The sequence below is a fragment of the Actinoplanes sp. NPDC049316 genome (assembly GCF_040677315.1).
Taxonomy (GTDB): domain Bacteria; phylum Actinomycetota; class Actinomycetes; order Mycobacteriales; family Micromonosporaceae; genus Actinoplanes.
Map to the genome: position 1 here is coordinate 167,006 of NZ_JBFAQM010000012.1, position 19,299 is coordinate 186,304.

General features: G+C 69.8%; 17 protein-coding genes and 2 tRNA genes. 6 read left to right on the forward strand and 13 right to left on the reverse strand.

Going from position 1 to position 19,299, the window contains the following annotated elements; translation table 11 throughout:
* The first annotated feature begins 119 nt into the window (after nt 1-119).
* Both AB0K03_RS20400 and AB0K03_RS20405 read left to right on the forward strand, forming a co-directional pair.
* Nucleotides 120-557 (forward strand): SufE family protein, encoded by a 438-nt coding sequence (locus AB0K03_RS20400; RefSeq protein ID WP_364687069.1) that lies wholly within the window; start codon nt 120-122, stop codon nt 555-557.
* A complete protein-coding gene (locus tag AB0K03_RS20405; RefSeq protein ID WP_364687071.1) occupies nt 554-1,195 on the forward strand; it encodes a DsbA family oxidoreductase in 642 nt (213 codons plus the stop codon). Before AB0K03_RS20400 ends, AB0K03_RS20405 begins: the two co-directional genes overlap by 4 nt.
* A gap of 427 nt (nt 1,196-1,622) precedes the next feature.
* On the opposite strand, the gene AB0K03_RS20410 is transcribed toward AB0K03_RS20405, so the two are convergent.
* Nucleotides 1,623-2,171, reverse strand: a complete 549-nt coding sequence (locus AB0K03_RS20410; protein WP_364687145.1) for a YbaK/EbsC family protein — start codon at nt 2,169-2,171, stop codon at nt 1,623-1,625.
* A 507-nt stretch (nt 2,172-2,678) separates the two neighbouring features.
* Between AB0K03_RS20410 and AB0K03_RS20415 the strand changes: the two genes are divergently transcribed.
* The gene (locus AB0K03_RS20415) at nt 2,679-3,128 is read left to right on the forward strand and encodes a hypothetical protein (RefSeq protein ID WP_364687073.1); all 450 of its coding nucleotides are present in this window, start codon (nt 2,679-2,681) and stop codon (nt 3,126-3,128) included.
* Between the two features lie 165 nt (nt 3,129-3,293).
* On the opposite strand, the gene AB0K03_RS20420 is transcribed toward AB0K03_RS20415, so the two are convergent.
* Nucleotides 3,294-3,692, reverse strand: coding sequence for an NUDIX hydrolase (locus AB0K03_RS20420; protein WP_364687075.1), 399 nt, complete (start codon nt 3,690-3,692; stop codon nt 3,294-3,296).
* Between the two features lie 439 nt (nt 3,693-4,131).
* On the opposite strand from AB0K03_RS20420, the gene AB0K03_RS20425 reads away from it, so the two are divergent.
* Nucleotides 4,132-5,022, forward strand: a complete 891-nt coding sequence (locus tag AB0K03_RS20425; RefSeq protein ID WP_364687077.1) for a sulfotransferase domain-containing protein — start codon at nt 4,132-4,134, stop codon at nt 5,020-5,022.
* Nucleotides 5,023-5,278: 256 nt separating this feature from the next.
* On the opposite strand, the gene AB0K03_RS20430 is transcribed toward AB0K03_RS20425, so the two are convergent.
* The 7 genes from AB0K03_RS20430 to gyrB all read right to left on the reverse strand — a co-directional run bounded on the left by AB0K03_RS20430 (nt 5,279) and on the right by gyrB (nt 12,611).
* Nucleotides 5,279-5,815, reverse strand: coding sequence for a helix-turn-helix domain-containing protein (locus AB0K03_RS20430; protein WP_364687147.1), 537 nt, complete (start codon nt 5,813-5,815; stop codon nt 5,279-5,281).
* A gap of 588 nt (nt 5,816-6,403) precedes the next feature.
* Nucleotides 6,404-6,476, reverse strand: a tRNA-Ala gene (locus AB0K03_RS20435).
* A 13-nt stretch (nt 6,477-6,489) separates the two neighbouring features.
* Nucleotides 6,490-6,618: a DLW-39 family protein gene (locus tag AB0K03_RS20440; protein ID WP_233413195.1), complete on the reverse strand. Its 129-nt coding sequence runs from the start codon at nt 6,616-6,618 to the stop codon at nt 6,490-6,492.
* A 39-nt stretch (nt 6,619-6,657) separates the two neighbouring features.
* Nucleotides 6,658-6,734 (reverse strand) — tRNA-Ile (locus tag AB0K03_RS20445).
* Between the two features lie 393 nt (nt 6,735-7,127).
* Nucleotides 7,128-8,006 carry a DUF3566 domain-containing protein gene (locus tag AB0K03_RS20450; RefSeq protein ID WP_364687079.1) on the reverse strand — a complete coding sequence of 293 codons (879 nt, stop codon included), beginning with the start codon at nt 8,004-8,006 and terminating at the stop codon, nt 7,128-7,130.
* 3 nt (nt 8,007-8,009) lie between these two features.
* A complete protein-coding gene (gyrA, locus tag AB0K03_RS20455; protein ID WP_364687081.1) occupies nt 8,010-10,520 on the reverse strand; it encodes a DNA gyrase subunit A in 2,511 nt (836 codons plus the stop codon).
* 138 nt (nt 10,521-10,658) lie between these two features.
* A complete protein-coding gene (gyrB, locus tag AB0K03_RS20460; protein ID WP_364687083.1) occupies nt 10,659-12,611 on the reverse strand; it encodes a DNA topoisomerase (ATP-hydrolyzing) subunit B in 1,953 nt (650 codons plus the stop codon).
* Nucleotides 12,612-13,200: 589 nt separating this feature from the next.
* Between gyrB and AB0K03_RS20465 the strand changes: the two genes are divergently transcribed.
* Both AB0K03_RS20465 and AB0K03_RS20470 read left to right on the forward strand, forming a co-directional pair.
* Nucleotides 13,201-13,767, forward strand: a complete 567-nt coding sequence (locus AB0K03_RS20465) for a hypothetical protein (protein ID WP_364687085.1) — start codon at nt 13,201-13,203, stop codon at nt 13,765-13,767.
* A gap of 123 nt (nt 13,768-13,890) precedes the next feature.
* Nucleotides 13,891-14,259 (forward strand): hypothetical protein, encoded by a 369-nt coding sequence (locus AB0K03_RS20470; protein ID WP_364687087.1) that lies wholly within the window; start codon nt 13,891-13,893, stop codon nt 14,257-14,259.
* Between the two features lie 77 nt (nt 14,260-14,336).
* Here the strand turns inward: AB0K03_RS20470 and AB0K03_RS20475 are convergent, their stop codons facing one another.
* The 4 genes from AB0K03_RS20475 to dnaN all read right to left on the reverse strand — a co-directional run bounded on the left by AB0K03_RS20475 (nt 14,337) and on the right by dnaN (nt 18,083).
* Nucleotides 14,337-14,837, reverse strand: a complete 501-nt coding sequence (locus AB0K03_RS20475) for a DciA family protein (RefSeq protein ID WP_364687149.1) — start codon at nt 14,835-14,837, stop codon at nt 14,337-14,339.
* A gap of 70 nt (nt 14,838-14,907) precedes the next feature.
* Complete coding sequence (gene recF / locus AB0K03_RS20480) at nt 14,908-16,035, reverse strand: DNA replication/repair protein RecF (RefSeq protein WP_364687089.1); 1,128 nt, start codon at nt 16,033-16,035, stop codon at nt 14,908-14,910.
* 3 nt (nt 16,036-16,038) lie between these two features.
* Nucleotides 16,039-16,911, reverse strand: coding sequence for a phosphogluconate dehydrogenase (NAD(+)-dependent, decarboxylating) (gene gnd, locus AB0K03_RS20485; RefSeq protein WP_364687091.1), 873 nt, complete (start codon nt 16,909-16,911; stop codon nt 16,039-16,041).
* 38 nt (nt 16,912-16,949) lie between these two features.
* Entirely contained in the window at nt 16,950-18,083 is a 1,134-nt protein-coding gene (gene dnaN, locus AB0K03_RS20490) for a DNA polymerase III subunit beta (RefSeq protein ID WP_364687093.1), read from the reverse strand.
* Between the last annotated feature and the right edge of the window lie 1,216 nt (nt 18,084-19,299).

Consider the following 19,299-nt stretch of genomic DNA (forward strand, 5'->3'; position numbering starts at 1 on the left):
CGGAGCCCAGGCGTCGACGGGCCGTGTTTGCCGTAGCCGCGCAGGGCGTGCTCATCGCCACGCGGTCGGCGGGCCGGCGGGATCGGCGGGCCGTGCTCAGGCGACGTAGGGTCACAACCGTGAGCGACATGCCGCCGAAGCTGGCCGAAATCGTCGACGAGTTCTCCTCCGCGCCGCGTGAGGTCGTGCTCGAGATGCTGCTGGAGTTCTCCGACTCGGTGTCTTCCCTGCCCGACGAGTTCAAGGACCACGAGGGCATGGAGCAGGTTCCGGAGTGTCAGACGCAGTTCTTCCTCCGCGCCGAGGTGCAGCCGGACGAGACGGTCAGGACGTGGTTCGACTGCCCGCCGGAGGCGCCGACCACGCGCGCCTTCGCGGGGATCTTGTCCGAAGGGCTGGAGGGTGCCACGGCCGGCGAAATCTTGAGCGTGCCGGATGACCTGTACAGCAGGATGGGCCTGGCCACGGCGATCAGCCCGTTGCGGATCCGTGGCGGGACGGCGATCCTGGCCCGGCTCAAGCGCCAGATCCGCGAGCAGGAAGAGGCACGGGCGTGAACATCGAAGTCTGGTCGGACGTCGTGTGCCCGTGGTGCTACATCGGCAAGCGCCGGCTGGAGGCAGCGCTCGAGGGGTTCGCTGGGGACGTGACTGTCACCTTCCGGGCGTACCAGTTGGATCCGAGTCCCGTCCCGCAGCCGGTCAGGACCAAGCAGGCCCTCGCGGAGAAGTTCGGCGGCGCGCAGCGCGCCGAGCAGATGTTCGCGCACGTCACCGCGATCGGTGCGGCCGACGGGATCACGCTCGACTTCGACCGGGCGATCAACGCGAACACGTTCGACGCTCACCGGCTCGTTGCGTGGGCGGCCGGGCAGGACCTTCAGCTGATGATGATCGAGGCGCTGCAGCGGGCGCACTTCGAGGACGGCATCGACATCGGGAACCATGCCGCGCTCGCCCGGCTCGCCGGGTCGATCGGCCTCGACGAAGAGGCCGCGCTCGCGTACCTGGCGTCTCCGGCGGGGACGGACGCGGTGAACGCCGACCTGCTCGAGGCGCGCGAACTGGGAATCACCAGCGTTCCGACGTTCGTGATCGACCGTAAGTACGCGGTGCAGGGCGCGCAGGAGGTGCCGGTGCTCCGGCAGGCCCTTGACGAGATCGCTCGTCGCGAGGCCGTCGACGCCGCTCGATGATGTTCCACGTGAAACCAAGGCGGCCACCTCGGCGCCGAGCCGGACACTAAGCCCGGCCGCCTCTACACGCCGAGCCGCCTCCGCACGCCCGCCGGCTCTCCGCCCCCTGCGATCTCTACACCCCCGACTGCCTCGGCACCCCCGACTGCCTCGGCACCCCCGACTGCCTCGGCACCCCCGACTGCCTCGGCACCCCCCGGCGGTCTCGGTCCGTCCGGCGGTCTCGGTCCGTCCGACGGTCTCGGTCCGTCCGACGGTCTCGGTCCGTCCGACGGTCTCGGGGCCCCCGGTTGTCTCCACGCCCGGCGTCTCCAAATACCCGACCGTCCGCACACATCCGGCGGTCTCGGCACGCCGCACGGTCTCCACACGCCCGGCGACCTCCGCACCCCCAGCCGCCCCGGCAGGAGCCGGCAGAGCCGATCGCCTACACCTCGCGGGCCAGCCCTTCGATCACCTCAGCCCCCGGCAGCGCCCCCAACGCCGGCCCGGCAATAGCGATCTTGCTGTGCCGTACGCCCGATCCGATGATCACGTGCGGCATGGCGACCACCCGGGCGTCGACCAGCACCGGCCACGACGCCGGCAGCCCGATCGGGGTGATGCCCCCGTACTCCATGCCGGTCAGCCGTACCGCGTCGTCCATCGGCGCGAAGCTCGCCTTGCGCACCTCGAGGTGCCGCCGCACCACGCCGTTGACGTCCGCGCGTGTGGTGGCCAGAACTACGCAGGCCGCGTACCGGGTCACTTCGCCGCGGCGACCGGCCACGATCACACAGTTCGCGGACTGCTCGAGCCCCACCCCGTACGCCTCGCAGAAGGCCGCGGTGTCGGCCAGGTCGGCGTCGATCGGCGCGACCAGCACCTGGTCGCCGTCGATCGGCGCGTCCGGCGGCCACACCTCGAGAGCCGCTGCGACCGGCCCGGCCAGCAGGTCCAGCCGAGCGATCGCAGGCTCGAGCTTCAGAGATCCCATCACGCCCGTCATCCTGCCCGGATTCCGATCGGCCAGCCACTCAGGTCCCCCTCGCGCGCCGGGCCCAGAACGCGAGCGGCGCCCCGGCCGGCGGCGCGGCGCCCGAACACACATGGAGCGGCGCCCGAGTCTGAGCCGCGTGGGAGAGCCCGAAGCGCATTGAGATGGTCCGACGGCGGTGCCCGGAGTCCCCAAAGCCGCGCCCGGAGAGCCCGGCGCGGCACGCGAACCCCGCCCAGCGCGGCACCCGAACCCCGCCCAGCGCGGCACGCGAACCCCGCCCAGCGCGGCACGCGAACCCCGCCCAGCGCGGCACGCGAACCCCGCCCAGCGCGGCACGCGAGGCCCGGAGAACCGCGGCACGCGAAGCCCGGAGAACCGCGGCGTCTCCGCCTCGTCCTCCCGCAAGGCACGGGAGAGCCCACAGCGGCACCAGGAGCCCAATACAACATCGTCAGACCGATCCCCCGCTCAGTCCGAGCCTGATCCTGCCGACTGTCATTTGGTATGGAGGAGAGACGTAGCGCACGGGTCGGTACCGTCAGCGGTCTCGCCCTGCTCACCGGCGGCACGGCCATCGCAGCCGTCGCCGGCGGCGCTCATTCGGTCTTCGCCACCGTGTTGCTCGGCTTCCTCGCGCTGGGCATGGGCCATGCTCTCCTGACCGAAATTCATCGCCAGGCACGCCGCCGCACCGCGCGGTGGACGGTCCAGGACACCGCCAACGCGACCCTGCTCGCCGTCTGGTCGGTGGCCGCGCTCGGCGTCGCGCTCGCGGCCGTCGCACCTCCGAGGGTCCGGGCCGTCGGCCTTCTTCTGACCTTCGGGTACGCCCTCAGCAGCGCATACTTCGTCACACAGCGCCGCCGCAGCATCAGCCGTACCCCGGCCTTCCCGCAGCGGTCGGCCGCGACGCCCGCCAAGGGCGCAGCGCGACCCGACTCACGAACGCCGTAGCAGGCGCGTCGGATTGCGCCGCAATATGTGCATAGCAACCGCAGCTCAAGGAGGTCCCGCGAGCACGACTGGCTTGCCCTGGCCTCCTGAGTCCCGGTGTGGTGAGGTGCGCAGATCCGCCGCGCTGACCGGCTCGGCGTGCACCGCAACCGGGTCCACCGCGCCCTACTCCAGCCGCAAGGCGATGATCATCGGCGGGATCGGGACGAGCCCGCCCGCGCCCGGCTCCACGTCCGGCAGCGGCACCCATGCCAGCCCGATCGGCTCCGGCCCGCCCAGGTGCGGACCCAGCTCAGGCTCCCCGTCCCCCACCGTGCAGGCGAACACCGACGTCATGCCCGACGGGTACGGCACGTCCTGCAGGTACCGCGCCTCCTTGACGACCAGGCCGACCTCTTCCAGCACCTCGCGCCGTACGGCGTCCTCCGGGGTCTCGCCCGGGTCGATCCCGCCGCCCGGCAGCGTCCACCATTCGCGGCCGCCGTCGCGCCGGCTCCGCTCGTGCACCATCAGCACTCGCCCGTCCCGCACGATGATCGCCGCGGCTCGTTTCCGTCCACTCACGAGTGAAGGCTACTCACGATGAGGCGAAGCCCGCGCGAACGGAGAGGCACGCGAGCGCGAACGAAAACCCGTACCCGTGGCGAACGCCCGGTCGTGCCCGCCCCTCTCCGCGAAGCGAAGATGGCGCAATGCGCGACGTCAAAGCACCGGGTGAGCTGACAGCCAAGCACCCCGCGGCGCACAAGCGCCGCGTGGCGGCCAGCCACCGCGTAAGCCGACAGCCAAGCACCCCGCGGCGCACAAGCGCCGCGTGGCGGCCAGCCACCACATAAGCCGACAGCCAAGCACCCCGCGGCGGCCAGCGCCGCGAAAGCAAACAGCCCAAGCGAAGCATGATCCGGCAGCCAACCGCCGGTTGAGACGGCGCCCAACCGCCGACATCGGCGGCGCGGACCGAAATGGGTCGCGCGGCGTGGCGAGCTGACCTAGGTTCGGCGGAATGCGCTACCGCTCCCCCGATGAGGACAGCGCCCGCTGGGACGGCTTCCCGTTCCGTCAGGGCGACATCGTGATCAGTACGCGGTCGAAAAGCGGCACGACCTGGACGCAGATGATCTGTGCGCTGCTCGTCTTCCAGGATCCCGAGCTGCCCGCACCACTCCCCGAGCTCTCGCCGTGGCTGGACTGGCTCATCGTCCCGCGCGACGACGTGTACGCCCGCCTCGAGAAGCAGCAGCACCGCCGCTTCATCAAGACCCACACCCCGCTGGACGGCGTTCCCCTCGACCCGCGAGCCACCTACGTGGTGGTGGCCCGGCACCCGCTCGACATGGCGGTGTCCCTCTTCCACCAGGGCGACAACCTCAACCGCGAGCGCCTCGCCGAACTCCTCCCGACCGGCCCGGCCACCCCTGCCACGGCCGAATCCGAGCCCGCCGAACCGCCCCGGCCACTCCACGACTCCCTCGTCGACTGGATCAACCAGGAGGTCGATCCCGCGGAATCACTCGACTCCCTCCCCGGAGTCATGTGGCACCTGACGGACGCTTGGCGTCGCCGCGAAGACCCCAACGTCGTACTGCTGCACTACACCGACCTGACGAACGACCTCGACGGCGAGATGCGCCGCCTCGCCACCCGGCTGGACATCGACGTACCGGAGGAGCGCTGGCCCACGCTCGTCGAGGCGGCCACGTTCACGCAGATGCGGGCTCGAGCGGACCGCCTGGCTCCGGACCCGGCCGGCATCATGAAGGACCGCAACGCCTTCTTCCGCCGAGGAACCTCCGGCGCCGGCCGCGAACTCCTCACCCCCGAAGAGCTCATCCGGTACGAACAAAGAGCAGCGGAACTGGCACCGGCGGACCTCCTGGCCTGGCTGCACCGCTGAACCGACCGGGATGGGCACCGCCTCGCCGCCGGCTGACCCCTCACCACAGCTATGGCCGGGACACCTGTTCCGCGCCGTCTTCACACCCCGCGCGACAGCCGCGCCATCCCGCGCGGAACCGCCGCGCCGCGCTCGAATGTCGCCCGCGACAGCCACGCCGTCCTCACACCCCGCGCGAACGGCCGTGCCCCGCTCGACCGCCGTGCCATCCTCCGACCCCGCGCCCCACAGTCCCGCCGTCGTGACCTCCCGCAGCTCAGACGCTGCGAAGGACACGCTCGAACTTCTCGGGCCGCATAGGTCGGGCATGGTCGGCCCGGCTGGCGGCGAAGGCCGCCAGGACCCGCCGGCGCTCCGTCTCGGTGAGGATGCCGGCGAACGGTGACGCCGCCCGAAGTTCGATGGCGTACTCGGCGGAGGACGTCAGCGCGTCGAGGACCGCCTCCACCCCCTGCTCGAGAACGGCATCCCAGCGATCGAGCCATTCCCACGCGCGCCCATCGGGGTGCAGGCGCCGCAGCCTGCGAAGGTTGATGGCGGCCGCCGCCATGATCGCCCCAGGATCCTGCACCAGCCTGCCGGCCACCGCCCGGTGCAGCCACAGAATCTGCGCCTGCTCGCGGGTCATGCCCGGCCGGATGAGCGCCTCGACGTCACACCGCCGGATACGCCGCTGCCCGTCGATCGTGACGTACGGCAGCAGCCCTCGCAGGCACAGATCGACCACGTGCGCCCGCGACGACCGCAGCAAGACGGCTGCCTCACCGGTGGTCATCCAGTTCCGTGTGCGCATCGTCACAGAGGGATAGTGGCGCGATCATTGCCCCGATGCAACAACCGAACGGCCGATGGTTCTTTCACCGCCGGGGGCGGCGCGCTCATCGCCGCAAGCGACCGGGGTACGCCCACATCGACGACCCCGGCAGCTCGGCAGCGTTCACCGGTCGAAGGTGTCCGGAGTCACGCCGTTTACCGCTCCACGGTGGTCGCGGTTGCGACGTTCACAGCAAACCGCGGCCGCGGTCGCGGTTTCGCGCTCGGCCATCGCCGTGGTCACGACACTCGCGCTCGGCGATCGCCGTGGTCACGACACCCACGCTCGGCCATCGCCGTGGACACGACACCCACGCTCGGCCATCGCCGTGGACACGACACCCACGCCTGGGACAGGCCTGATCCCGTGATCGGGGCCGTGGATGAACGGAGAGGCCGGAAGTGGGACCGACCCGAGAGGCCAGAAGCAGAGAAGTGCCGCCTGCGGAGGAAAGGGCTCCGGCGCATACGATTCAGCAGGCCCGACCTGGACCGGCAGATCGACGTGACCCGCGTACGCAAAAGCCCCGAGCTCGAAGATCTCGGGGCTGAAGACGAAGCGGTGGAGTGGAGCCCAGGGGACTTGAACCCCTAACCCCCGCCTTGCAAAGGCGGTGCTCTGCCAGTTGAGCTAGGGCCCCCAGACCGTGGAACCTATCGCAGGTCGGGCGCGGTCGTGGCCTCGTGCCAGAGGGCACGCTCGTCGCTGGAGGCCTTGACCTTCTTGACCACCAGGGCGGCCGCACCGACGATTCCGGCGACGAGGAGGAGCTTCTTCAGCATGGGCCTGGTCCCCTTTGAGTCTTCGGCGGAGGACGTGCGTGGTGGGGCTAGCTGGAATCGAACCAGCGACCTCAGAGTTATCAGCTCTGCGCTCTAACCGACTGAGCTATAGCCCCGTGACAGCGACACGAAGGTTACCGTACCCGGTTCCGGTCGCCCAAATCGGGGGCTCTCGCACCCCGCCGAGCGTCCGCTCAGCCGCTACGAAACCACGCGCGGCCAGCCGACGCCAACCAATTAGGGACCGCCACCCAAGGGACGGCACCCCGCGGATGCCGGCACCCACAGGATGGCGGACTCAAGCAACGGTGATGACCGCGACGAGGCCGAATGACGGGTGCAACAAAGGAACCCGTGCTCCCCGGGCAGCCATGGCACGGAGCAGGGGAACGGATCTTCCGGCTACCGCGGCCGGCCGGCCGGCAAAGAAACCGGCCGCCACGCGAACGTGACGGCCGGTCCCTACACTCAGCGACGCTGACGCCCCAGGCCCAGGTCCGGAACGGGCGTCAGTCCCGCTCGGCGAGCGTCAGCTCGACGCCGCCGACCAGGTCGGCGCAGACGTTGTAGATGAAGGCGCCGAGGGTGGCCAGCGCCGTGAACAGCACCACGTTCACCGCGCCGATGAGCATCGACGTGCCGATGACGCCCCAGGCGGTGATGCGGAAGCCGCCGCCGGTCGCGCCGTCGGTGCCGCCGGCGGAGTTCACCAGGCTTTCGAGGCTCTTGTTGACCTCGCCCCACACGCCCATGGCGTCGAGGGCCAGGTACAGCACCGAGGTGGCGACGACCACGACGATGAACAGGACGATGGAGACCGCGAAGGCGAACTTCATGACGGACCAGGGATCGATCCGCTTGAGGTTCAGCCGGGCGCGCCGGGGGCCGCGGGCGGCGGCCGACGACACGGTGTTGCGGGCCGAGCGGACCGTCTCGGAGACCCGGGCGGCGCCGACCGCGGCCGAGCCCGCGGCGGTGCCGCCGGACGGGCGCTTGGGCGCCTCTCCGGGCCGCTGCGGGGCCGTGGGCGGGTTGACCGGGGGCGGCATGACCCCGGTACGCGCGGACGGGGCCGCCGGGGCCGCGCCGCCGCTCTTGCCCTTGGTGACGATCGGCACAGTGGCCGAGCCCTTCACCGCGCCCTTCGCGCCCGTGCCGGCCGGTCGCTTGCCGTCGGCCTGGTTGTCGCTGTCGGCGGGCGGTTCGCCCGGCGGCGGGGCCATGCCCGGCGCGCGGGTGAACTTCGGCGGGGACGGGGCTTCGGCGGGGACCGCCGCGCGGCCTGCGGCCTCACGCCCGTTCGACGCGGCGCCGTCCTTCTTCGGCTCCGCATCGACGGGAGTCGCCGAGGCCCCCGGACCTCCCGACTTCGCCTGTGTCTCCGGCATCAACTAGTCCTGTTCGTCAGGCTCGTCGGCATTACGAGCAAGCGCCACGATGGTTACACCCTCTGGGAGGTCCATCAGCTTGACCCCCATTGTGTTCCGATCCCGCGTGCGCCGTACAGGCTTCACGGGAGTCCGGATGACACCACCATTGCTGGTGATGGCAAACAGTTCATCCTCCGGGTCGATCACGAGCGCTCCGACGAGGCCACCGCGACGCTCCGTGATCTTCGCGGTCAGCACGCCCTTGCCACCCCGCCCCTGCACGGGATACTCCTCGATCGGCGTCCGCTTGGCATACCCGCCGTTGGTGGCGACCAAAACGTCCATGCCCTCGCGCACGACCTCCATCGCGAGCAGCTCGTCGCTGTCGCCGAAGCGCATGCCGATCACACCGGAGGTGGCCCGCCCCATCGGCCGCAGCGCCTCGTCGGTCGCGTTGAACCGGATGGCCTGGGCGTTCTTCGACACCAGGAGCAGGTCGTTCTCCGGCGCAGCCAGCGCGGCGCCCACCAACTCGTCATCCTCCCGCAGGTTGATGGCGATGATGCCACCGCTGCGGTTGGAGTCAAATTCGGCGAGGCGGGTCTTCTTCACGAGGCCATTCTTGGTGGCGAGCACAAGGTATGGCGCGACCTCGTAGTTCGGGATCTGGATGACCTGCGCGATGTGCTCGTCCGGTTGGAAGGCCAGCAGGTTGGCGACGTGCTGGCCCTTCGCGACCCGGTTCGCCTCGGGCAGCTCGTACGCCTTCGCGCGGTAGACGCGGCCCTTGTTGGTGAAGAACAGGATCCACGAGTGCGTCGAGATGACGAAGAAGTGGCTGACGATGTCGTCCTGACGCAGAGATGCGCCGCTCACGCCCTTGCCGCCGCGCTTCTGCGAGCGGTACAGGTCGACCTTCGTGCGCTTCGCGTAACCAGTTCGTGTGATGGTCACCACAACGTCCTCGCGCGCGATGAGATCCTCCATGGAGACCTCGCCGTCGAACGGGATGATCTGGGTGCGCCGCTCGTCGCCGAACCGGCTGACGATCTCGGCCAGCTCCTCCGAGACGATCGCCCGCTGCCGTTCGGGCTTCGCGAGGATGTCCTTGAGGTCGGCGATCTCGACCTCGATGCTGGCCAGCTCGTCGATGATCTTCTGCCGCTCGAGCGCCGCCAGCCGGCGCAGCTGCATGTCGAGGATCGCCTGGGACTGCACCTGGTCGATGTCGAGCAGCTGGATCAGGCCCTGGCGGGCGTCCTCGACGGTCGGCGAGCGCCGGATCAGGGCGATGACCTCGTCGAGCGCGTCGAGGGCCTTCACCAGACCGCGCAGGATGTGCGCGCGCTCCTCGGCCTTGCGCAGGCGGAAGGCCGTACGCCGGCGGATGACGTCGATCTGGTGATCGACGTAGTAGCGGATGAACTGCGCCAGGTTCAGCGTGCGGGGCACGCCGTCGACCAGCGCCAGCATGTTCGCGCCGAACGTCTCCTGCAGCTGGGTGTGCTTGTAGAGGTTGTTCAGCACGACCTTCGCGACCGCGTCGCGCTTGAGGACCAGGATCAACCGCATACCCGTACGCCCGGAGCTCTCGTCCCGGATGTCGGCGATGCCGGTGAGCTTGCCCTCCTTGACCAGCTCGGCCACGCGCTCGGCGAGGTTGTCGGGGTTCACCTGGTACGGCAGCTCGGTGACCACGAGGCAGGGCCGGCCGCGCTGGTCCTCCTCGACCTCCACGACGGCGCGCATCCGGATCGAGCCGCGGCCGGTGCGGTAGGCGTCCTGGATCGCCTGCTGGCCGACGATCAGCCCCCGGGTGGGGAAGTCGGGTCCCTTGACGATCTCCAGGACCGCCTCGAGGGTGGTGGCCTCGTCGGCGTCGGGGTGGTCGAGGTACCACTGGACGGCCCCGGCGATCTCGCGCAGGTTGTGCGGCGGGATCTTGGTGGCCATGCCGACGGCGATGCCCTCGGAGCCGTTGACGAGCAGGTTGGGGAACCGCGCCGGCAGGATCGTGGGCTCTTTGGTCCGGCCGTCGTAGTTGTCCTGCATGTCGACGGTGTCCTCGTCGATGTCCCGCAGCATCTCCATGGCGAGCGGCGAGAGCTTCGACTCGGTGTAGCGCATGGCGGCCGGCGGGTCGTTGCCCGGCGAGCCGAAGTTGCCGTTGCCGTCGATCAGCGGGTAGCGCAGCGACCACGGCTGGCCCATGCGGACCAGCGCGTCGTAGATCGACGAGTCGCCGTGCGGGTGGTAGTTGCCCATGACGTCGCCGACGACGCGGGCGCACTTCACGTACCCGCGGTCCGGGCGGAAGCCCGAGTCGTACATCGCGTAAAGGATCTTGCGGTGCACCGGCTTGAGGCCGTCGCGGACGTCCGGGAGGGCGCGGCCGACGATGACGCTCATGGCGTAGTCGAGGTACGACCGCTGCATCTCGACCTCGAGGCCGACCGGCTCGACGCGCTGGCCCACGCCGCCGCCGGTGTCGGCCTGCGGCTCCTCGGCGGGGATCTCGGGAGTATCCGTCACAGTTAACCCTTACTTACGGTCAAACCCGACAAACGGGTATGAGCTGCGCAACTAGCTGTGGATAACGCTGTGGAAAGCAGTGGAACGCTGTGCATAACCCGAGGTGAGCGGCGTCGCGGGACGCCGCCCACCCACGGATCAGATGTCCAGGAAGCGCACGTCCTTGGCGTTGCGCTGGATGAACGAGCGGCGCGCCTCGACGTCCTCGCCCATGAGGACGCTGAAGAGCTCGTCCGCCACGGCGGCGTCGTCGAGGGTCACCTGGCGCAGCGTCCGGGTCGTCGGGTCCATGGTCGTGTCCCACAGCTCGCGGAAGTTCATCTCGCCGAGGCCCTTGAACCGCTGGATGTCGTCCGGCTTGGCGTTGGGCTTCTTCTGCTGCCGCAGCGCGATGAGCCCGTCACGCTCGCGGTCGGAGTACGCGTACTGGGCGTCGTCGCCGCGCTTGTTCCACTTGATCTTGTAGAGCGGCGGGGCGGCCAGGTAGACGTGACCGACCTCGACCAGCGGCCGCATGAAGCGGAACAGCAGGGTGAGCAGCAGCGTCTGGATGTGCTGGCCGTCGACGTCGGCGTCGGCCATCAGCACGATCTTGTGGTAGCGCAGCTTGGCGATGTCGAAGTCGTCGTGGATGCCGGTGCCCAGCGCCGTGATCAGGGCCTGGACCTCGTTGTTCTTCAGCACCCGGTCGATCCGGGCCTTCTCCACGTTGAGGATCTTGCCGCGGATCGGCAGGATCGCCTGGATCTGGCTGTCGCGACCCTGCTTGGCCGAGCCGCCGGCCGAGTCGCCCTCGACGATGAACAGCTCGGAGACCCGCGGGTCGGTCGACTGGCAGTCGGCGAGCTTGCCCGGCATCGAGCCGGACTCCAGCAGCGACTTGCGGCGGGCCAGCTTGCGGGCCTGCTGCGCGGCGATGCGGGCGCGGGCGGCCTGGTCGGCCTTGGTGATGATCGCCTTCGCCTCGGCCGGGTTGCGGTCGAACCAGTCGGCGAGCTGGTCGTTGGCCACCTTCTGGACGAAGCTCTTCATGTCGGTGTTGCCGAGCTTCGTCTTGGTCTGACCCTCGAACTGCGGGTTGGCCAGCGTCACGGAGATGATCGCCGCGAGGCCCTCGCGGATGTCCTCGCCGGAGAGCTTCTGATCGGCCTTCAGGAGCTTCTTCTCGATGCCGTACCGGTTGACGATGCCGGTCAGCGCGGCGCGGAAGCCCTCCTCGTGGGTGCCGCCCTCGTGCGTGTTGATGCGGTTGGCGAACGTGTAGACCGATTCGCCGTACGACTCGTTCCACTGCATCGCGATCTCGACGGCCATCCGCGCCTCGTTGTCCTCGGCGCTGAACTCGACCACCGTCTTGTGGATCGGGCTCTTCGTGGCGTTGAGGTGGCGCACGAAGTCGGCGATGCCGTTCTCGTACATGAAGGTGACCTGGCGGGGCTTGCCCTCCTCGTCCACCTGGTCCGGGCGCTCGTCGGTCAGGTTGATGGTCAGGCCCCGGTTGAGGAACGCCATCTCCTGCAGCCGGCGGTAGATCGTCTGGAAGTCGAACTCGACCGTCTCGAAGATCGTCGGGTCCGGCCAGAACTGCACCGTCGAGCCGGTGGTGTCGGTCGCTTCGCCCTTCTCCAGCGGCCCGGGCTTGCTGGCGTTGTACTTCTGCCGGTACACGTTCCCCGACTTGTGGATCTCCAGTGCCATCCGGGTCGACAGCGCGTTCACGACCGAGACGCCGACGCCGTGCAGACCGCCGGAGACCGCATACGCCTTGCCGTCGAACTTGCCGCCCGCGTGCAGCACCGTCAGCGCGACCTCGACGCCCGGCTTCTTCAGCTTGGGGTGCAGGTCGACCGGGAAGCCACGGCCGTTGTCGGTGACCGAGACGCCGCCGTCGGCCAGCAGGACCACGTCGATGGTGTCGCAATACCCGGCGAGCGCCTCGTCGACGGCGTTGTCCACGACCTCCCAGACCAGGTGGTGCAGACCGCGCTCACCGGTGGAGCCGATGTACATACCGGGACGCTTGCGGACCGCCTCGAGGCCTTCGAGCACGGTGATGGACTCGGCACCGTATTCCTGCTTCTTCTCTGCCACCCTCGGCCACTTTCTCGCGCCCGGTCCCCCACGCGAGGGCCCCGGCCACGGGGTTGGCGGGCGACCGGCGGGCAGCCGGCGGGCAGGGCGGACCACAGGCGAGCGAGCCGCGGGGAGGAGGCGGACCACCGGTGGAGCCGAGCGCGCCGGTCGCCGCGGTCGTCCCGCGGATCGTGATCGGCTGGAAAAATCGCGTAGCGTGACGGATGGCCCCTTGCGAGGTGAACAGCTCGTCACGGTTCGCGACTTCCCGGTCTTCGTCGATTCTACTCCGTCCGGGCGACTTCTCGCGGGTCCGGCACCCTCGTACGGGCACCTCAGATTGCCGTAGCGCCCCGGAGGGCCGTTCCCACGGGTCCCCCTACACGGAATGAGCTCCGCCCGCAACGGTGAACGCGTCCGGTGGTGACGGCCGGGGCGCGCCTGCCGCGGACCGGCGACACGCGCTGCGACACTGCCTCACACCGCCGGGCGGACGTGTCGTAACCTCGCCCGCGCGGACCCGTGCGCGGCCGGGCGGTCCGCACGCCGCGGGCACGGTTCCCGCCGGACGGTCCGCAGCCGGCAGGTCGAGGAGAGGTGGTCCGCCATGGCGCACGACAAGGGGCTGGACAACGTCGCCGTGCACTGGCCCCGGACGAACCGGTTCTACGACCCGGTCGCGCCGGCCGAGTTCGTCGACTTCGGCGCCGTCGCGGACGCTCCGGACATCGCCGCGCCCACCGGCGCGCTCGCCCTGCACATCGCCAAGACGGGCACGGTGCGCGCCACGGCGTACACGGAACTCGTGGATCTGCTCCTGGGGCTGGAGGGCGTCCTCTACGCGACGGACGCGGCGGCCGAGGACGAGGACCCGGTCATCGATCCGGACGGCTGCGCGTGGATCGCCGGCGGGCTGGAGCGCTTCGTCGAGGGCCACCAGCCGTACGGGGATCTCGTCACGTTCGACAGCGTGGCGAAGGTGATGCGCGAGGCGGTCGCGGGCGGACGCCTCGCCGAGCAGCAGCTGCGCTGGCTGGACCAGCGGCTCACGGCGCTGCGCGACGATGCCGGCAACGCCCCGCACTGGAGCTTCGCGCGTACCGAACTGGCGATCCTGGCCGGGTTCTACCGGCGCTGCGCCGACCGTGGGTACGCCGTCTTCGCCGACTACTGAGCCTTCCGGCACCTGCCCGGGAAGTGATCAGGACCTCAGAATGATCTTGACTCGGTTGATCGTTGTTACGGTCTTCCCCGCCACTCGGCGATTCCAAGATCACTTCGACAACGGGGAACGAACGTGCACCTTCTCAAGCGTCTTGCCGTGCTGCTCGGTGCGAGCACCCTGCTCCTGGCCGGTACGGCCACCGCGGCCCAGGCCACGACCCGCAGCTGCGCCGTCAACGGCGCACGGGTCTGGCTCAACGACAGCTGCCGCACCGACAGCGTCGGCGCCTACTCCGACCACTCCGTGTGGATCGCGGTCGCGCCGTACTCGGGCTGCAAGATGGACTACAAGGTCCGCGACATCGCGAACAACAAGGTCGTCCTGTCCGGCCGGACGAGCAATCTGAGCCGCTGGGTCTTCGGGCTCCACAGCTTCTACCGCCTCGAGGTCACCAAGGTCGGCCGGGGCTGCGGTGGCGACGCCGTCATCAAGGGCGTCTGACAAGCAGCCGTCCGAATTGGCAGCGGGATCGGATCCGCCCTCCGGGGCAGTCCGGTCCCGCTGCGCTTTCGCGAGGGCTATCCGTAGGTGTCACGCGGGCCACGGCCCTGGACACGGCGGGGCCCGCGGTTCCACGACGGGGCGGCGGGGCCGTGGATGTTGAGCCGTTTCACGACGTTGTGGCCGACCTCGGCGGCGATGCTGCGCAGCAGCGTGGCCGCCAGCAGGCGCAGCTGGGTCGCCCAAGCCGTGGACTCCGCCTCGACGGTCAGGACGCCGTCGTCGAGCTTCACCGGCCGGCTGTGCTTGGCGATGTCCGGGCCGACGACCTTCTCCCAGGCACCGAAGACCGTCGCCTCGGCGGCCGGCTTCTGCCAGCCGCGCTGCTTCATGATCCGTTCCAGGACCGCGCCGAACAGCTGCGGGTCGCGCGGGTCAGGGCCGGGACCGGAATAGCCGCGCAGGCGTCGTCCCTCGCCCTCGCCACCTCCGGTACGCCGGCGCGGCGCCTGCTGGGCGGCCCGGCGCTTGGCCAGGGCAGCGTCGAGCACCGCCCGCGCGAGCTGAGGCCCCGCCAGACCGGCGGCGTCGTCCGCGCCGGGCGTCGAGGGACCTGAGGCGGCCGCTGAGCCGTTTTCGGGGCGATCCTCAGACACGGGTCACCGTTCCTGGTCCGACGTCGTAGCGGGCGCCCTGGAGGGTCGCCGGCACATCCTCCGGCACGGCGCAGGTGACCAGCAACTGCGTGGCGTCGGAGACCAGGGCCGCGAGGCGTTGCCGCCGCCCCGCGTCCAGCTCGGCGAAGACGTCGTCGAGGATCAGCACCGGCTCGATGCCGTCGGTGCGGAGCAGGTCATACGCCGCCAGCCGCAGCGCCAGCGCGAACGACCAGGACTCGCCGTGGCTCGCGTACCCCTTGGCGGGAAGGTCTCCCAGCGACAGCGTGAGGTCGTCGCGGTGCGGCCCGACGAGCGTGACGCCGCGCTCGATCTCCGCCTGCCGGCGTTCGGCGAGCGAAGCGAGCAGGGCTTCCTCCAGCGCCGGGCGGTCCGGCGCGAGGCCGTCGCCGAGACGGGACGTGTACGCGATGGAGGCGGCCGTCCGGCCCGCGGCCACTGCGTCGTACGCCTTCGTCAGATGCGCTCCGAGCGCCCCCACCAGCTCGATCCGCCCGGCCAGCAGTTCGGCGCCGTGGTGCGCGAGATGCTGATCCCACACCGCGAGCGTCGACAGATCCTGCCCTCGCGTACCGCCGACCTTGCGCGTGAGGTACGCCGTGCGCAGCAGGGCGTTGCGTTGCTTGACCACCCGGTCGTAGTCGGAGCGCACGCCGGCATATCGCGGCTGGCGCGCCACCAGCAGGTCGTCCAGATAGCGGCGGCGCTCGGACGGATCTCCCCGGACCAGCTCCAGGTCCTCCGGTGCGAAAAGGACCATGCGCAGAGCGCCCAAAACCTCACGAGACCGGCGTACGGGGGAACGATTCAGTCGCGCCCGGTTCGCCTTGCCCGGCACGATCTCCAGCTCGACCAGCAGCTCGCGTCCATCATGGACGATCGCGCACCGGATCACCGCCGACGTCGCGCCCGCGCGGACCAGGGGGGCGTCCGTGGCGACCCGGTGACTGTCCAGCGTAGCCACATAGCCCAGCGCCTCGATGAGGTTGGTCTTGCCCATGCCGTTCTGGCCGACCAGCACGCTGACGCCCGGGTCGAGGTCGACCGCCACCCGCTCGTACGAACGGAAATCGGTCAGCTCGACCCGGCGCACGTACATGGATCAGCGCTTGACGGCGTGGCCGCCGAACTGGTTGCGCAGCGCGGCGACGGCCTTCATCGCCGGCGAGTCCTCCTGGCGGGACGCGAACCGGGCGAACAGCGACGCGGCGATGACGTTGGCGGGCACGGCGAGGCGTACGGCCTCGTCGACCGTCCAGCGGCCCTCGCCGGTGTCCTCGGCGTACCCCTTGAGGTTGGCCAGCTCCGGGTCCTCGTCCAGGGCGAGGTCGAGGAGGTCGAGCAGCCAGGACTTGACGACGGAGCCCTCACGCCAGCTCTTGATGACCGCGGGAACGTTCTCGACGAGCTCCGAGGCCTTGAGGATCTCGTAGCCCTCGGCGTACGCGTGCATGAGGCCGTACTCGATGCCGTTGTGGACCATCTTGGCGTAGTGACCGGCACCGTGCGGACCGGCGTGCGCGAAGCCGTACTGGCCAGCCGGCTTGAGCGCGTCGAAGATCGGCTGGCAGTGCGCCACGATCTCGGCGTCCCCGCCCACCATCAGCGCGTAGCCGTTGGTGCTTCCCCAGATGCCGCCGGAGACGCCGCAGTCCAGGTAGTGGATGCCCTTGGCCTTGAGCCGCTCGGCCCGCGGGCCGTCGTCGGTGAACTTCGAGTTGCCGCCGTCGATGACGATGTCGCCCTCGGAGAGCAGCTCGGCGAGCTCGTCGATCGTCTTCTCGGTGATCTGGCCGGCGGGGACCATCGTCCAGACGACGCGCGGCGCGGCGAGCTTCTCGACCAGCTCGGCGAGGCTGGCGACGTCGGTGGTCTCCTTGTGGTGGTCGTAGCCCACCACCTCCTGGCCGGCGGCGCGCAGGCGATCACGCATGTTGCCGCCCATCCGGCCCAGTCCGATGAGGCCGAGCTGCATGATGTTCCCCCTAGGTTTGTGACTCTTCCAGCCCAGTATCAGCGGGTTACCCGGATAGGCATGATCAGATAGCGGTATCCGGGCACGATTTCGCCGTCTTCCGCTGCGGGGGAGATCACAGCGGGCTTGAAGGCGTCGACGAACGACAGCACCGCCGTCGGAGCGCCGAGATTCTGCAGACCGTCGATCAGATACTGCGGGTTGAAACCGATGGTCAGCGGCTCGCCGGTGAAGGTTGCCTCCATCGCCTCGCTCGCCCGCGCCTCCTCGGTGCCGCCGGCCTCGACCACGAGCCCGTCCTCGCCGAAGCTCAGCAGGACCGGGGTGGTGCGCTCGGCGACCAGGGCGACGCGACGGACCACCTCCACCAGAGCGGAGACGCTCACGCGCGCCTCGGCGTTGTGGCTCGCCGGGAACAGCGAACGCACCGGCGGGTAGTTGGCCCCGTCCAGCAGCCGGCTGGTGGTGCGCCGGGTGCCGCCCGCGAAGCCGATCATGCCCTCGCCGGCGTTGCCCTGGGCGAGAGCCAGCGTCACCGCGCCACCGATCGGGCCCAGCGCCTTCGCCGTGTCGTTCAGCGTCTTGGCGGGAACCAGAGCGTTCAGGCTGATGTCGGGGTCGTCCGGGTTCCACTCCAGCTCGCGCATCGCCAGGCGGTACCGGTCGGTGGCCAGCATCGCCATCGTCGAGCCGTTCAGCTCGATCCGGACACCGGTCATCATCGGCAGCGTCTCGTCCCGGCCGGCCGCGACGGCCACCTGCGCAACGGCGACGGCGAACGCCTGGGCGTCGACCGTGCCGGCGCTCGACGGCATGTCGGGCAGGGTCGGGTAGTCCTCCACCGGCATCACCGGCAGGGTGAAGCGGGCGCTGCCGCAGACCAGCTCGAGGTGCGAGCCGACCGCCGCGATGTCGACCGGCTTCGCCGGGAGCGCCTTGGTGATCTCGGCGAGCAGCCGGCCGGAGACGAGAGCGGCGCCGTCGGCGTCGGCCTGCACCTCCACGCTCACCTGACTGGAGACCTCGTAGTCGAAGCCGGAGACATGCAGCCTGCCATCGGTCACCCGCAGCATGACGCCGGCCAGGACCGGCACCGAAGGACGGCTGGGGAGGCTCTTGGCCGTCCACGCCACCGCGTCGGCGAGTGCGTCTCGCTCCACCCGGAACTTCATGCCATGCCCTCCGCGTCACTTTCCTCGACGAACCAGCTTGGGTACGGAACCAGCTTTCGGCTGGACCGGATTATGAACTTCGACCGACCAGCTTGTGCATCCTCGGCCGGGCCAGCTCGTGAACCCCCGGGCTGGACCGGCTTCTGACCTTTGCTGGACCAGCTCATGAGCTTCGCCGGGCCAGCTCGTGAGCTGAACCAGTTTGGAACCGGGCCGGCTGACGCACCGGACCAGCGGTGAGCCGGACCGGTTTGCTGTCGGACCGGCTTCGGAAGTGCTGATGGAGCCCACTGAACTCTATGGCGCGGGTGGGCGTGACGTCCGCCCGGCCCCCGATGCTGGGAAGTCCTGCCCGGGGTGGACCGGGCCGCGAGCGGCTCGTCCACACCTTCCCCAACGCTGATGATTGGGTTTTGGATTTTCGGCAGAGAGATATCAGTCGTAATCATCGGGGCTGTGCACACTGTGGAGAACTCACGTCTTCGCAGGTCAGCAGGTTATCCACCGGTGATTCACATGTGGGCAACCGGGGTATAACCCGGGGTCCGCGTCCACAGCCGCGGACGGGACGGCGGTTGTCCACCGTTGTCCACCGGCTATCCACCGCTTATCCACCGGGTTTGTCCCCGGGCCTGGGGATAACGCCGGAACGCTACCGCCTCGTCGTCCCCAGAACCTTCAACAGGAAATCCACACGCGTCCACAGGGTGTGGGTAGCCGGGTGACGCTCTGTGTCTGTCCACATCGATTTCCCCAGGACTTCTCCACATCTGTGCGGAACGGGTCGCAAAGTTGTCCACCGTTGGGGACAAGACCTGTGAAGAGCTGTGGATTGATGTGGAAAACGTTGGCACGAAACGGTTCCGTCGCGGCGTTGACTTTTCGCCGACGAGGTGGGTGTGGATCATCGCGGTCCGCGGGGCGTGGCGACAGGCGGTGTGACGCCGCCTGTGGGCAGACCGGTGCAGAACCTGTGGACAACCTGGTGAAACCGCTGTTCACGGCGGGTGTGGGCGATGCGATCGGGTGCCGCGGCATGGGCGCCGGTCCGGCGCCGGCAACGACCGCGACGCCAGCGCCGCACGGACGGGCACGCGCTGCTCGTCCGCCACTGCGACGACGTGGTCTCCGGGCTGTGGGCAGGAGTGCCGCCTGCTGCCGGACGGTGGTCGCCTTGGGGACTGTCCGGCCGCTGCCCGTGCGTCGCGTTCGGCGT

Excerpts from the sequence above, each read along its gene's own strand:
- AB0K03_RS20410 (WP_364687145.1), bottom strand. The coding sequence starts at position 2,171 with ATGGGATCTCTGAAGCTCGAGCCTGCGATCGCTCGGCTGGACCTGCTG.
- AB0K03_RS20415 (WP_364687073.1), top strand. The coding sequence starts at position 2,679 with ATGGAGGAGAGACGTAGCGCACGGGTCGGTACCGTCAGCGGTCTCGCC.
- AB0K03_RS20425 (WP_364687077.1), top strand. The coding sequence starts at position 4,132 with ATGCGCTACCGCTCCCCCGATGAGGACAGCGCCCGCTGGGACGGCTTC.
- AB0K03_RS20430 (WP_364687147.1), bottom strand. The coding sequence starts at position 5,815 with ATGCGCACACGGAACTGGATGACCACCGGTGAGGCAGCCGTCTTGCTG.
- AB0K03_RS20440 (WP_233413195.1), bottom strand. The coding sequence starts at position 6,618 with ATGCTGAAGAAGCTCCTCCTCGTCGCCGGAATCGTCGGTGCGGCCGCC.
- AB0K03_RS20450 (WP_364687079.1), bottom strand. The coding sequence starts at position 8,006 with ATGCCGGAGACACAGGCGAAGTCGGGAGGTCCGGGGGCCTCGGCGACT.
- AB0K03_RS20465 (WP_364687085.1), top strand. The coding sequence starts at position 13,201 with ATGGCGCACGACAAGGGGCTGGACAACGTCGCCGTGCACTGGCCCCGG.
- recF (WP_364687089.1), bottom strand. The coding sequence starts at position 16,035 with ATGTACGTGCGCCGGGTCGAGCTGACCGATTTCCGTTCGTACGAGCGG.
- gnd (WP_364687091.1), bottom strand. The coding sequence starts at position 16,911 with ATGCAGCTCGGCCTCATCGGACTGGGCCGGATGGGCGGCAACATGCGT.
- dnaN (WP_364687093.1), bottom strand. The coding sequence starts at position 18,083 with ATGAAGTTCCGGGTGGAGCGAGACGCACTCGCCGACGCGGTGGCGTGG.